This is a genomic window from Candidatus Hydrogenedentota bacterium (assembly GCA_016791475.1).
In the GTDB taxonomy this organism is placed as follows: Bacteria; Hydrogenedentota; Hydrogenedentia; order Hydrogenedentales; family JAEUWI01; genus JAEUWI01.
In genome coordinates this window covers 145,171-157,996 of sequence record JAEUWI010000011.1, presented here as the reverse complement: position 1 = coordinate 157,996, position 12,826 = coordinate 145,171, and the positions used below count along the sequence as shown (strand labels likewise).

The 12,826-nt window shown below is 61.4% G+C and carries 12 protein-coding genes; 3 read left to right on the top strand and 9 right to left on the bottom strand.

Annotated features, from left to right (window positions below; genetic code table 11):
* Positions 1-8: 8 nt before the first annotated feature.
* From JNK74_08260 to JNK74_08240, 5 genes are all read right to left on the bottom strand, one after another.
* On the bottom strand, positions 9-245 hold the full coding sequence (locus tag JNK74_08260) for a hypothetical protein (GenBank protein ID MBL7646166.1): 237 nt from the start codon (positions 243-245) through the stop codon (positions 9-11).
* A gap of 152 nt (positions 246-397) precedes the next feature.
* The gene (locus JNK74_08255) at positions 398-715 is read right to left on the bottom strand and encodes a transposase (GenBank protein MBL7646165.1); all 318 of its coding nucleotides are present in this window, start codon (positions 713-715) and stop codon (positions 398-400) included.
* 408 nt (positions 716-1,123) lie between these two features.
* The gene (locus JNK74_08250; GenBank protein MBL7646164.1) at positions 1,124-2,371 is read right to left on the bottom strand and encodes an ATP-binding protein; all 1,248 of its coding nucleotides are present in this window, start codon (positions 2,369-2,371) and stop codon (positions 1,124-1,126) included.
* A gap of 74 nt (positions 2,372-2,445) precedes the next feature.
* The gene (locus tag JNK74_08245) at positions 2,446-4,854 is read right to left on the bottom strand and encodes an FAD-dependent oxidoreductase (GenBank protein ID MBL7646163.1); all 2,409 of its coding nucleotides are present in this window, start codon (positions 4,852-4,854) and stop codon (positions 2,446-2,448) included.
* An 81-nt stretch (positions 4,855-4,935) separates the two neighbouring features.
* Entirely contained in the window at positions 4,936-5,823 is an 888-nt protein-coding gene (locus JNK74_08240; GenBank protein MBL7646162.1) for a hypothetical protein, read from the bottom strand.
* 294 nt (positions 5,824-6,117) lie between these two features.
* On the opposite strand from JNK74_08240, the gene JNK74_08235 reads away from it, so the two are divergent.
* The 3 genes from JNK74_08235 to JNK74_08225 are packed head-to-tail and all read left to right on the top strand — an operon-like array spanning position 6,118 to position 8,340.
* On the top strand, positions 6,118-7,395 hold the full coding sequence (locus JNK74_08235; protein MBL7646161.1) for a DUF3592 domain-containing protein: 1,278 nt from the start codon (positions 6,118-6,120) through the stop codon (positions 7,393-7,395).
* Positions 7,392-7,760 carry a hypothetical protein gene (locus JNK74_08230; GenBank protein MBL7646160.1) on the top strand — a complete coding sequence of 123 codons (369 nt, stop codon included), beginning with the start codon at positions 7,392-7,394 and terminating at the stop codon, positions 7,758-7,760. Before JNK74_08235 ends, JNK74_08230 begins: the two co-directional genes overlap by 4 nt.
* A gap of 1 nt (position 7,761) precedes the next feature.
* Positions 7,762-8,340, top strand: coding sequence for a hypothetical protein (locus tag JNK74_08225; protein ID MBL7646159.1), 579 nt, complete (start codon positions 7,762-7,764; stop codon positions 8,338-8,340).
* 232 nt (positions 8,341-8,572) lie between these two features.
* Here JNK74_08225 and JNK74_08220 read toward each other — a convergent pair whose 3' ends face one another.
* The 4 genes from JNK74_08220 to JNK74_08205 all read right to left on the bottom strand — a co-directional run bounded on the left by JNK74_08220 (position 8,573) and on the right by JNK74_08205 (position 12,708).
* Positions 8,573-9,589, bottom strand: coding sequence for a DUF1835 domain-containing protein (locus JNK74_08220; protein ID MBL7646158.1), 1,017 nt, complete (start codon positions 9,587-9,589; stop codon positions 8,573-8,575).
* A 60-nt stretch (positions 9,590-9,649) separates the two neighbouring features.
* Positions 9,650-9,898 carry an AbrB/MazE/SpoVT family DNA-binding domain-containing protein gene (locus JNK74_08215; protein MBL7646157.1) on the bottom strand — a complete coding sequence of 83 codons (249 nt, stop codon included), beginning with the start codon at positions 9,896-9,898 and terminating at the stop codon, positions 9,650-9,652.
* A gap of 147 nt (positions 9,899-10,045) precedes the next feature.
* Positions 10,046-11,296 (bottom strand): hypothetical protein, encoded by a 1,251-nt coding sequence (locus JNK74_08210; GenBank protein ID MBL7646156.1) that lies wholly within the window; start codon positions 11,294-11,296, stop codon positions 10,046-10,048.
* 62 nt (positions 11,297-11,358) lie between these two features.
* The gene (locus JNK74_08205) at positions 11,359-12,708 is read right to left on the bottom strand and encodes a hypothetical protein (protein ID MBL7646155.1); all 1,350 of its coding nucleotides are present in this window, start codon (positions 12,706-12,708) and stop codon (positions 11,359-11,361) included.
* Positions 12,709-12,826 lie beyond the last annotated feature (118 nt).

Here is a 12,826-nt window from a genome sequence, read left to right as displayed (position 1 = left end):
AGCGGCTGCTAGAAGCCCGTGCCCTTCTTGGAGTGTTTCTTGTCCCAGGGCCGCAACAGGTCCTTGGCCCGCAGGGTGCGCCACACGCTGGCCGGGCTCGCCGCCACCACGTCCGCGTCCAGCATCATGAAGGCCAGGCGGCGGCACCCTTCGCGGGGGTGCTTCATGAAGAAATTGGCGATGGCTTCCTTCTCCCAATCCAGCAGCCAGTGCTCGCGCGGCACCCACGCGTTGTGCTCATTCACCTTCCCGTAGCGCTCCTTCCAGTCGTAGAACTTGCCGGGCGAGAGGCCCAACCAGCCAAGTAAGCGGGCTGCGGACAGCCCGGCGCGCTCCGACCAGTAACGGACGAAATCGATGACCGCGTCGCGAATGTCATGGGGAACCCAGCGGTCCTTCAGAGCTCCCCAAGTTCTTTTTTCAACTTGACGTGCTCCTCCATCAGCTCCGAGAGCACCTCGTTCTTCGTCGCAAGCTTCGCCTCCAGCAACTCCACCCGCCGCGCCTGCTCGCTCTCCTGCTCCCGCCGTCCCTTGGAAGCCTTCTCGAACACCGACGCCCCGTTCTCGAAGAACTCCTTCTGCCAGCGGTAGAACACCGTCGGCGCCACCCCGAGCTCATCGCAGAGGGTGGAAATCGGAACCCCCTCCAAAAGATGGCGCCGCAGCGCAGCTACCTTCTCAGTCCCGCTGATATGCTTCCGTTTACGTTTCACTGTGAATTCCTCCGTAGGTTGTGACTAACTTACAGGGTATTCACTCCGATTCCAAGTGGAACAAAACACATCCGGTATGCACCTCACCTCAATCTGATGCGTTCGAACAAGATTTCGTTGTTGTGTGCCGCAAATCCCTGTAGTTGATATGGATAGGATGTGATTCTTTGCGTAATAAACACAAATATGCTGTCCGCTTTTGGGCCTAGTCGAGCTATACGAGGCGACCGTCCTCCGCATCGACGTGGACCACCCATGCAGGGCAAGTGTGGACGAATTGCCGAAAGGGCGCAAAGAGCCAATAGGACATCACATGTGGAGATCGCGGGGTTTCAGGAAGGATAAAGAGTGCTGAAGCCCTTCATGCAATTATGCATTGTAATTGCATAATTACACAGGGCTCGAACGCTATAGTTCCCCGAAGGGAAGTGCCGTCACCCCCAGTGCAATCGGCAGCCGGGTCGTTCCCGGATGCACGACGTATCCCGGCTCCGCGCGGCCGGCGAAGTCCTCCTGAAACGAAAGAATACCCTTCGCCATATTTGGATGCGGTGTTTCCGAGAGCTTGACCTCGATCGGAGTCAGTTTTCTTTCGGTCTCCACGACAATATCCACTTCGGTGCCGCTTGCGGTTCTCCAGAAGTACAACTGGGGCGGTTCTCCCCGGTGGAGGAGTGTCTTAAAGACCTCGGACAGCACGGCCGTTTCGAAGATGGCTCCGGCGAGCGGACCCTGGCGCGCGTGATCGGGGTCCTTCAGTCCCGACAGATAGCACAAGGTGCCGACATCGGTAAAGTAGACCTTGGGTGTCTTGACGAGACGTTTTCCAATACTCGCGTGGTAGGGTCGCAGGACAATGACCTGATACGTGGCCTCCAATACGGAGAGCCACGCCTTCGCCGTGTTGAGCGCGATGCCCAAATCACGCCCGACATCCGCGAGGCTGAGCAGTTGACCGCTTCGCGCCGCGAGCACGCGGAGGAAACTCTGGAAGAGGGTCAAGTCACCGACCTGGCGAAGTGTGCGCACATCGCGTTCAAGGTAGGTCTGGATATAGCTGGCATGCCACAGCGCCGAGTCTCGCTTCGGATTGCGCGCCAATTCGGGAAAGTTTCCCCGCAAAAAGGCCTTCCAGAGTTTGGTGCCCGAAAGGTGCAACGCGCCGGAAGAGGCGCCGTTTCCCTTTGGCCCTTCCCAGGGCAGTTTGGACTTCGTGTGGCCCTGGACCTCCCGGAACGAGAGCGGCAGCAGGCGCAGCATGGCGGCGCGGCCCGCGAGCGACTCCGTGACCTGCTCCACCATGAGAAGGTTCTGCGAACCCGTCAGCAGGTACTGGCCGGGTGTGTCGCGGCGCTCGTCGATGCGTTCCTTGATGTACATCATGAGGTCGGGCGCAAACTGAATCTCGTCGAAGATCACCGGTGGCGGATACGCGTCCAGAAAACCGCGCGGATCGGCGGATGCGGCAAGGCGCACATCGGGCGTTTCGAGCGAGACGTAGCGGCATTTTGCGCCGAAGATATGGCGCAGCAGCGTGGTCTTGCCCGATTGCCGGGGCCCGGTGAGCACGACGGCGGGGAATTCCCGGGCGGCGCGGCGCACTACGGGCTCCAGGGCGCGCGATATATAGGTTGACGGGGGCATTACTGGCTCCATGCAATTATGCATTCAGATTGCATAATTGCATGGATGAAAGTCAAGTCGTCCCAGTACGGATCCTGGCTCGGGTACTACACCACCCCATTCTCCAGATACACCCGCACTTCATAAACCCGGGCCTCGGGGACGCCGTTGGTGGCCAAAACAGTCAGCCGTAACTGATCGGCATTGACGACTTCGAAACTAAGCACCCGGCGGCGCTGGTAGTTGTCGTGTTCTTCGTGGAGGATGGTCCACGCCCCGTTCACATGCGCTTCGATTCGGTAGTCTTTCACGCACTCGGGATAGCGGAAGAGGGGCAAGCGGACGCGGCGGTTCATGTTGGTGTCGAAGGTAATCTCGACGCGGTTAAAGCGCTGCGTGGTGTTCCAAGCGAGTTCAAGTGATTGGGGCAGCGCGGTACCGGGCGCGGACTGCCAGAGGTTGGTCCAGCGGTCGGGGCGGTTGCCGCCCTGGACGACATTTTGTCCTGCGAAAGGCCGGACTTCGGGTCGGACCGCCATGCAGAAGCTTTTTCCTTCACGGAAGGGCCGCCAGTAGATGTTGCCGGGCAATTCGGCGGGGGCCACGCCCACGGGGCAGCGGTGAGCGATATCCTCGTTGTCCTCCACAAAGAGCTTCCAGAAGATGCCTGCGTGGGCGGTGGTGTGGATGTAGTACAAGCGTCCGCCTTCCACGTCCGCGTTGAGATCGAAGTGGACCCAACCCTCGCTGTTTGCGGGCACGACTGCGGTTGCGGTGGCGAGGTCCTCCGTGCCGCGAAAGTCCCAGACATGATCCGCGCGGCGCAGGGCGACCGTCATCTCCGCGTTGTCCGCCAGAGCAGAGCGGAGCAGCAGCGAAACGCGATCCACGCGGTTGCCGGAGACCGGGAAGATCTGCGCCTTTGGGAGGGTCATCTCCAGTTCCGTTGTGGCGGGCGGGAAGACCAGCGGGGCCTCGCTCGTCGCGGTGACTTTCGCCGTGCGCGCGAGGTCGGCGGGATCTTCGTTGACCACGCCGGGGATATAGCCGTCCTGCCGGAGTATAAGCTGCTGGCATTCCTTTGCATGCTTTGTGGCGACTTCGCGGGGCGGAAGTTTGTGCTTCACGCAGAGGGCGGCGGCGGCGCCCACGGCCTGTCCCACGACCGCGCCGGTGCAGAGCACCCGCGAGGACGAGAAGGCGACATAGGAGCAACTGATGGGGCGCCCCGCCATCATGAGGTTGGGCACGTTGCGGGAGTAGAGGGCGCGCAACGGTATGCCGTAGGTGCGGGTGCTCTTCAAGTCCCAGTTCGCGTCGTCGTAGTGGCTCTTGTAGGGCTTTTGCGAGCGATCAAGTATGCCATGGGTGTGGATGTCGATGAACCAGACGCCATAGGCCACGTTGTCGTCGAGGAGTTGCGGATCCTGCACATGTTGCTGGGTGAGGATGTAGTCGCCCAGGATGCGGCGGCACTCGCGCTTGTAGGGCCAGAAGCCGACGAAGTCGATGCCGTAGTTCTCCGCGCCGTGATCGCCGCCGTTCTTGACGTGGTCCCAGACGCCCAGGAGGTGGCGCAGGCCTTCATGGATAATAACGCTGTTGTCCTTGATGGGGTGGTGGGGCGGTCCCACTTCGAGCCACCAGTAGCCCCCTTCGAGAAAGCTGTGGTTGCGGCCCTGAAATTCTTCTTCACTGTTGAATTGCACGGCCCAGTCGGGGCGTTTGAAGGGGACAGGCGCGCCGGTGTCGAAGGCTCGGAAGAAGAGGGAGGAGCCCATGATTTGCTCATCGGGCACGTCGGGGGCGAGGGGCTCGCCGTGGACGGTCTTGTCTTCTCGGCCCCAGCGGTATTCCGCACCCGCGCGGTGGGCGAGTACACCGTCGCCCGAGGCGTCAACGAAAAGTTGCGCACTGAGGAGAAACTCCTTTTCCGAGCCGAGCTGGATGCAGTAGGCGGATTGGATCGCGCCGTTCGCGTTCATAACCGCGCGGTGCATATGCGTGTTGAGATAGAGCGTGATGTTGGGCTCGCGGAGGACCCACTCATAGAGCACGAGGTCCCAGTGGCAATTCATGAGGCCTTCGCGATAGGGAATGTGGTTGCGGACCCGTTCTTCCGCGTGAATCTCGTCGAAGATGCCGCATTCCTTGATCCATACCTGGTGGGCCGTGGCGTTTTCCGGGTAGAGGCGAACCTCGCTGGAGGAGTTGCCACCGAGCATGGCCCGCTCGTGGACCAGGGCGACTTTCACGCCATTGCGCGCGGCGCTGATGGCGGCGGAGAGACCGGAGATGCCGCCACCAATCACGACGAGGTCGTAGGACAGTTCGATGAGGTCATCGCCCAAGTGGCGCGGATCTAAGGGCAGGGCCAGGGAAGCGGGGGAAGGCACAGCAGAAAGTGGGCTGGTGGCCACCGGGACCTCGGCGGCGCCGGTCTTCGCGGCGGGGAGCACCGAGCCGCCCATCAGGGCACCGAGGAAGCGGAAGAAATCGCGGCGTTTCCAGAACATGGGCTTTCCTTTCGGGTAACGGGCGGCGGAATGGGTCTTATGGGTCGTATGGTGTCGATGATTCTCAGACGCCGTCAACTGTCAACTGTCCGGTTTGCTGTAATCGATCAGGCGCACTTCCACATTTTCCGGTTCAAGGTGGACTTCCACGTCTGTGGCCTGAAATCCATCGATGGTGATGATGGGCGCTTCGAAGAGGGTGTCCGGCTCGCTTTCCCGGAGGAAGAAGAGCTGGTAGATGCCGCGGTCCACTTTGATGGATGCCTTTCCTTTCGGCGGGATGGATACATCCCTGCCAAGTTTGTCCCGGCGGAGTCCGGCGGTCATGGGGCTGTCGGACGGGTTGAGGAAGCGGATTTCGAAGCTGCCCTCTTCCAGGGAGCGTGAGAAATCGGGGAGGGACGCCCTGGGGTTGTAAGAAGAGGTTTTCTCGCGATCACTTCTGCTTCGTCGCGCGGCGCCTGCGATGGCGATGGTGGGCCCGTCGAGCGGGGCGTCGGCGGCTGGCGCGTCGGGCTGACTCGCCTGCGGCGCGGGGGCCTCGGGCAGCTCCGATGCACCGAGCGGCTGTTCCGTGGCGGAGGTGACGGCGCGGTCCAGGGGAATGTAGACGCCGGGCGCAATCTGGGCGACGGGCATATTGTCCAGATCGAGTCCGGCGGATGGGGCGGAAGTTGATGCGTCTGGTGCATGGGCAGTGCGCAGGTTGCTTTTTGTGGTCAGCACGCCCGCGTCAAAGCGCGTCGTGAAGCTCGCGCCGAGCGCGTCGGTCCAGCGATAGATTTCGGCGCCTTTCTCATCGCCACCGACGCGGATCGGTTCTATCGACACGAGCGCCCGGGCATCGGCGAGGGACATTCCTCGGATAAAGCGAGCATGGAGTTCGGGGGTGAGGGCGGGCTCGGGGTGGGCGGCGGGGAGGGGCGGCTCGACGGTTGCCGAAGTCTCCGGCTGGTGGACGGGTGCCACGGTGTCTACGGGCGCTGGTGTTGACGTAGTTGGAGCGGAGGGTGACCCGGATTGTTCTTCACGCACATCGCAGGCGGAAAGGCCGGCGCACGCGACGAGTGCGATGACGATATGAGTTGAAAATCGTGGGCCTGGCATGGCGATAGCGAGTCCGTTCAGGTTGATTGTAACCAGTATCGGGGCTGGACGTGTCGATTGCAAGCGCTTTCAGGGGTCTGCGTGGCTGGCGGATTTCATGGTTTCTCTTGCATCGTCCGCGTCGCCGCAGTATCGTATTCGCCGAGGAGGAATCTCATGCGAGCGATTTCCAGATCAAAGTCGACGGCGGCGTCCGGTTGCGTGTTGAAGCTGGTGGGGATGGTGTTCTTTCTGGTGGGTTCGGGGCTGTTTATTGGCCTGAGCGGCGTGCCGCTGCTGAACTGGTTCAATGCGCAGTCGTGGCCTTCGGTGACGTGCACGATCCTGAGCAGTTCCGTGGGCACCCATTCGTCTTCCGACGGCGGGGACACCTACAGCGTGGACATCCGCTATGCCTACGAGTACGACGGGGTCCCCTATGAAAGCGACCGCTACAATTTCTTCGGGGGATCGTCCTCGGGCTACGACGGCAAGCAGGCGGCCGTGGAGCAGTATCCGGCGGGCGAATTGCGGCAGTGCTACATCAATCCCGAGACCCCGAGCGAGGCGGTGTTGAACCGGGATTTCAGTTTGACCTACCTCATCGGCGGCTTCGGTCTGATATTCGTTTTTGTCTCGTTGTTTATATTGTTTGCGGGCACGCGGGCGGTGGACAGGGCGGCCCATCCCGTGCCGTCCATGTTCCGCGGAGAGGGCGCGCCGAAGACCTATAGTTACACCATCTCCAGCGGCACAAGCGCGATTCCGATCGAGGCTCCGGATTTGGGAACGATTGCGCTGAAGGGGGGCTACAACAGTATCGGCGGATTTGTCGGTCTGCTGATTTTCGCCTTAATCTGGAATGGCATCATCAGCTTCGCCGTATGGGACACGGTGGACATAGGCGATGGTGGCGCCTTCGACGTTGTCTCGGCGCTGTTCCTGATCCCCTTTGTGCTGATTGGTATTGGGTTGATCTTTGGCGTGGGGTATTTTTTCCTTACGCTGTTCAACCCGCGACCCGATTTGAAAATGACGCCGGGTTACCTGCCCCTGGGCGGCGCGGTGGTGGTGAGCTGGAGTTTTCGAGGCAACCCGAGTCGGATTCAGAAGCTAACCATTTTTGTGCAGGGTCAGGAGGCGGCGACGTATCGTCGCGGCACTTCGACTTCGACCGACCGGAGCGTGTTCGAAAAGATCGTGGCGATTGAGACGGTGGAGCCCGCGGCCATTGCGGCGGGCGAGGCCACGTTTACGATGCCCGAGTTTACGGCGCCGTCGTTCAACGGGCCGAACAACAAGATTCAATGGCAGGTGAAGGTCCACGGCGAAATCCATCGCTGGCCCGATGTGAACGAGGAGTTCGAACTGGTGGTTCATCCCCTGCCGCTGCCCGAGGGCTCCACCCATCAGCCTGCTGAATTTCACCTTTCCGGATCGGGAGAAAGCGCATGAGCCTCACACTGCGAATCAATCAAGACCCCAACACGCTCGTGCCGGGCCAGATTATCGACGGGGTCGCGGGCTGGCGACTGGACGATGCGCCGAGGGACGCGATCTTGCGGCTCTTCTGGTTTACGGAGGGCAAAGGGACCTGCGATGTGGGCGTGGTGGAGGAGTTGACGCTGCCCCACCATCTGGCCGAGTTGAGCGGCACTTTCCGATTTACAATCCCCGCCGCGCCCTACAGTTTTTGCGGCCAGTTAATCACGCTGAAGTGGGCCATCGAGCTGCTGGTGGACAAGGGCGATCTGGTGGAGCGGCTGGACCTGATTGTGTCGCCGTGGGTGGAGCAGGTGAGCCTGAAGAAAGTGGAGTAGGGTGCTTTCGGCGGATCAGAATCCTTTTCGGGTTGCGCGCATTGAGGGGCTGGCGTATCGCGCGCCGGATTTTGAGTGGGAGGCCTTTCTGGCGCGGCTGGTGGCGCCAGGGCTGTGCGGGGCGATCGTGGGGCCCCATGGATCGGGGAAGACGACGTTGCTGCTGGAGGCGCAAGCGCGCCTGAAGGCGCGGGGCATCCCGGTGCGCTACGGATTTCTGAATGAAGAGACTCGCTTCAAGGCGCGCCAGGCCCGGGCGCTGGTGGCGGAGACGCCTCGGGAGGCCGTGCTGTTTCTCGATGGCGCGGAGCAACTGGATGGGCTGACCTGGCAGTGGGTGAAGTGGCGCGCGCGTCGCTTGCGGGGATTTGTTATTACGATTCACCAGCCAGGGCGTTTGCCAACGATATACACGACGCAAACGGGCGAGGGGTTGTTGCGGGAGCTGCTGGAGCAACTGGTGGGGGAGGAGAGGGAGTGGTATTGGGAACGGGCGCGGGAACATTTCGTGCGATGTAAGGGGAATGTGCGGGAGGTGTTCTTCGCGTTGTATGACGATTGTGCCGGGGGGAAGATTTGACCACGGAAGGGCACGGAATTTCACGGAAGCCGTGGGAATCTTACTTTACCACGAAGGCCACGAAGCGCACGAAGGAAAAAGCTGAAGGGACTCGGAGGTACAATATGTTGGTTGCTTTGCGCCTTCGCGTCTTTGCGTGCAGATCATCAGGAGAACTCACGCGGAGGCGCGAAGACGCAAAGGGAATATATTAGGTTGTAACTCGATTTCGTCACGCGATTTCTTGAATTACTTACGCTTCGATACGGTGTCGATGAAGTGTGCCATCTTCGTAGAACCACAGGCGATCTTCGGCGGACGAAAGGTGGACACCGCCGATCCATTCGTCGATGGGGTTGGTTGGGTAGGACGACGCGCGGCCTTCGAGGACGGCCCTGCCGAAGTCGGTGAGGGTGACCTCCGCTTCGCGGTAGGAATCTGCGGGGCCTTTCAATTGCAGAAGGGGCTGTGGATTTCTGGTGCTGGCCATTTGCTTGAGCCGGTAAAATAGATATCCATCCCCAGTACTGTCGCCATTCTCCCAGGTGTCGCATAGTACCTCTGCAATCACGCGGATGGCCTTGGGGCCGTTTGCACCGGTGTGTGCAAGGAGCATGCTGTCCCAGAGGGAGAGTCCGGTTTCGCGTTTCGGATAGCGGCGCAGTAGATTGAGCAGGATATGGCGGGGCATGGACGTGCCATCGCGCGTAAACTCGACGAGTGCCTCGGGCGTGTTGCTTGTGATGGCGGTCCATGCGGCCCTGCACGTGGCGAAGTCGGCCTGCGATAATTGGACCGGTTCTGGGTGTAGCTTCAGGTCATCGGGGCTCAAACTTCCCATGGAAATGTAACGCCCGTTGTGGTGCGGGCGGACGTGGAAAGGAACAACGTGAATGGCGCTTGGAACGGTTCCGACCCAATCGAGCAGATGGACGGTGAAGAGCACAAACAACTGATCGTGCAGCTCGTCACCCGCCCAAAGGTAAATCTCGGATGCTTCGCGGAGGCGTTCCAAGGCGCGTGGATGCTCGCACGGCTCTCCGTGGTCGCCGAAAACGCTACCATCTTCCTCCCGCGCCGGAGCCACGGTGTTCCAAAAGCTCTGTCGCACTTCGGTCCATGTGGCCAGGGAGTCGAAATCGCGTAGCGGTCCACACGCGAGGTCATCCCGGTGGACCAGCAGTCGTTCTTTCGCCCCGAAGACCATGCTCCATGTTGCCGCGGCGACTTCGCCGGGAACGATGTGGAGACCGTGGTCGGTGATGTTCATTGCTATGCCCGCGCGGTTGTTACGATTGCCATCTTGCCAAGCCGGTGCGCTCCAGCGCGCTCAACGGTTACGGCGTGCGGCGTTTTCGAGGATCGCTTCCTGCATTTCCTCGACGGTCTTCGGCGGGCCCTGATACTTGTCTTTCAAAATTCCCTTCAAACTTGCAACGCTCACGGTCTTGGGCCGAAGGACGTACGAGCCATCGTGTCTTCGTTCGAATGCGATCCTGTCCCCGGATTTGAGATGGAGATCGTCCCGGAGGGCTTTGGGAAGGGTGATCCGACCCTTGCTTGTGAGCGTGGATTCCATTCTTGGACCCTCTTGTGCCTGCATCAATTCCTTACTTCATTTTAGGGAGACGAGTGGCATCTGTCAACACCGAGAAGTCGGCCGCGGCAGATCGCTCAGGCTGCACCACGCAGGACGTAAACAAAGCATCGCGGGAGCGGGCATCGATTACTTCGCATCGGCTTGCGCTTCGTTGCCCTCCAGCGTCGCAAACCATGTCAGGGCGAGCGGCACGGCGCGCAGGACGGAAGTGTTGTGTTCCCACGGGCCCACGGAGACTGCCGTGACGTCCGCGCCGCGGGCTCTCAGTTCCCGCTCGGCGCTTCGGGCTTCTTCCGGCAAGACATCCACGTCGTTCTCGCCGAAGTATATCTTCACGGGCGCCTTTGGGGTCCAGTCGCGAATGCTGTTTTCGGCGAGGGCATCCAGAAACCAATGGGCGGTGCCGTTCTCGTAGGCGGCGAGAAATTCGGGGACGAAAAGTTCTCTTGGATTCTCGGGCAGGGCGGCCGAGATGATGTCGGATTCGTGATCGCCGTCGAATAGAACCGGCACGGTCTCCGCGTAGGGCTTGGCGAGCAGGGAATCGATGGGTTGCTTGTAGACGGCGGCGTAGGCGCTGGCGAGGTAGGCCAGGTAGTAGACGTGGGAGTCGGTCTGTCCGGTCAGGGCCTGGGGAAAGCTGATGTCGCGCAGGTTGAAGGGGCCTGCCACGGGGGTGGATGCGGCCACCCTGAAGCGGGGATCTTCCAGCTTTTCGAGTGCACGCTGCACGGCGAGGGTTGCATGGCCACCTTGGGAGAATCCCATGAGGTAAAGCGACTCCGGCCATGGCGTGCCAAGCGCACCGAGCAGCCCATGGGCGGCCTTAAGAAAATCGACACAGGTTTCAACGGTCGTCTTCGTGTGCAAATAGGGATGCAGGTCGTGGCTTTCGCCCAGTCCGATATAGTCCGGCGCCAGCAGGAGATGACCGGCGCCCGAAACCAGTGCGGTCGCAAGCAATCCCTCCTGGGATGTTTTCTGCGAAGGTGCGGAATTACGCTGCGCGTTCGTGCCGTGAAAATAAGCGACCGCGCTCCGGGGCGCCCTGTTGTCCGGCAGGGCGACCAGTCCCGAAGCAACGACAGGTGCGCCATCATGGTTGGTGGTTCGATAGCGAAGTCGATAGACCGTCGCGCCATTGGCGACGGTAACCGGGTCGGGAAGTCCGGCGCGGTCGAGGAGGGTCTGGAGGGCGAGGCGGGGGTAGGCCCCAATTCTCTCCGCCGCGACGAGGCCGCCGGGCCCGCTGTCCAACGCGGTGACCGGCAGGACCACCGGGAAGGTGCCCACCGCCCTGTACGCCGCGAAGGCCAGGGCAGAGGCCGCGGCTGCCGTCACAAGGGCAGCGGTCAGGAGAACTCTGCGTCGGGTCATGATGGAACTTTCAGGTTGTTGAAAGAAGTTGGGTGTTGCCCGCTGGGCCTGCGGTAGTCGTGTCAGTTATACATGAAGTGGGCGGTCGCTTTGCAGGCTTTGTCGGTTTTGATTCGTACCCAGTGGGCGCTGTAGCCGTCGGGGAAGACGTGGTGCTGATAGGACTTGGCGGGGAGCTCGAAGGTGTCGTACCACTGCCAGGCGCCGTTGCCGAGGAAGTCGACTTCGATGCGGAATTTGACGGTCTCTTCGCTTTCGTGGGCGATATGGAGGACTTTCTTGTCGAAGCCGGTCATGAGAAAGGGGTCTGAGTAGGTGTCGGCGCGGACGTCGCTCTCCCACCAGGGGCCGCCCCAGCCTTTGGGCTTGCCCATCTGCCAGAGGTCGTCGATGTTGCCGAACCAGAAGCCGGACTGGGGCTGGCCGACGGCGTTGTCGGTCTGGTCGCCGGCCATGACGAAGAGGCCGCGCCAGTAGCAGAAGTCGGGCACGATGCGGAGGTGGGTGCTGATGGGCCGCACGCCCCAGATATGGCCGTCGTAGACCTGGGTGGGGAGTTCGTAGAACATGCCGTGGACGTCCATGATGTAGCGCTCGGTCTGGGCTTCGCGGATACGCATCCACTCGGTGTTCCAGGTGTGGTCGAAGGACTGGCTGGCCTTGGGGAGGAGGTAGCGGCTCCACTTGCCGTCGTGGAGCACGCGGAGGATGACGGAGCCTTTGTCCCAACCCGTGGCGAAGAGGGTGTTGCCGTAGCGCTCGCCCGCCTTGGGATTTTGCTTGCCGGCGACTTCGACGAAGGGATTTCGCTCCACGATACTCCAGGCGGCGCCGTCGAACTGGGCCAGGCATCCGCTGGCGCGGCGTCCGAGGAACTCGGGCTCTTCGTAGGTGTTGTTGGCGACGACGAGTCTGCCCTGGGCGCTGTGCATGCCCTTGAAGTGGGGCTGGCCCTGGATGCCGAGCTCCTGGACGAGATCGAAGAGTTGGGTCGCATCGAGGGACTGGAGATCGACCTCAAAGAGCAGGCCCTCCATGGTGAGGAAGTAGGCCAGGGTCTCGGGGTTGACGAGGTGGCGGGCGGTGGCGGTGAGGCGGTGGCCCTCGAGCGCTTCGATGGTGCGGACGGTGCCCTGAGCATCGATCACGTGGGGACCGATGATGGCCTGCTGTGTTTCCCAGTGGATCATGCGGTTGGCGAAGGTGCCGGTGACGGATTCCGGGTGTTTCGTCATGGTCATATCGTCGTCGATGGCGTAGAGTCCGATTCCGTCGCCCTTGATGTGGGCGACGTAGCCGACGGCCCAGAGTTTCTCGGCCCAGGGGATGAGTGCGCCGATGCCGGTTTCGGAGGTGCTTCCCGCACCCTCGGCCATGACGGTGAGGCTTGGGAAGACGCCGCTGATCTCCACAGGCGGCTTTTCCTGGGCGTTGGCGAGGGCGGTCAGGGTGAGGCCAAGGGTGGTGGCGAGAATACGGAGTGGCGGATGCATGCGAAGCTCCCTGGGTTCGTACTGCAAGTGCGGTTAC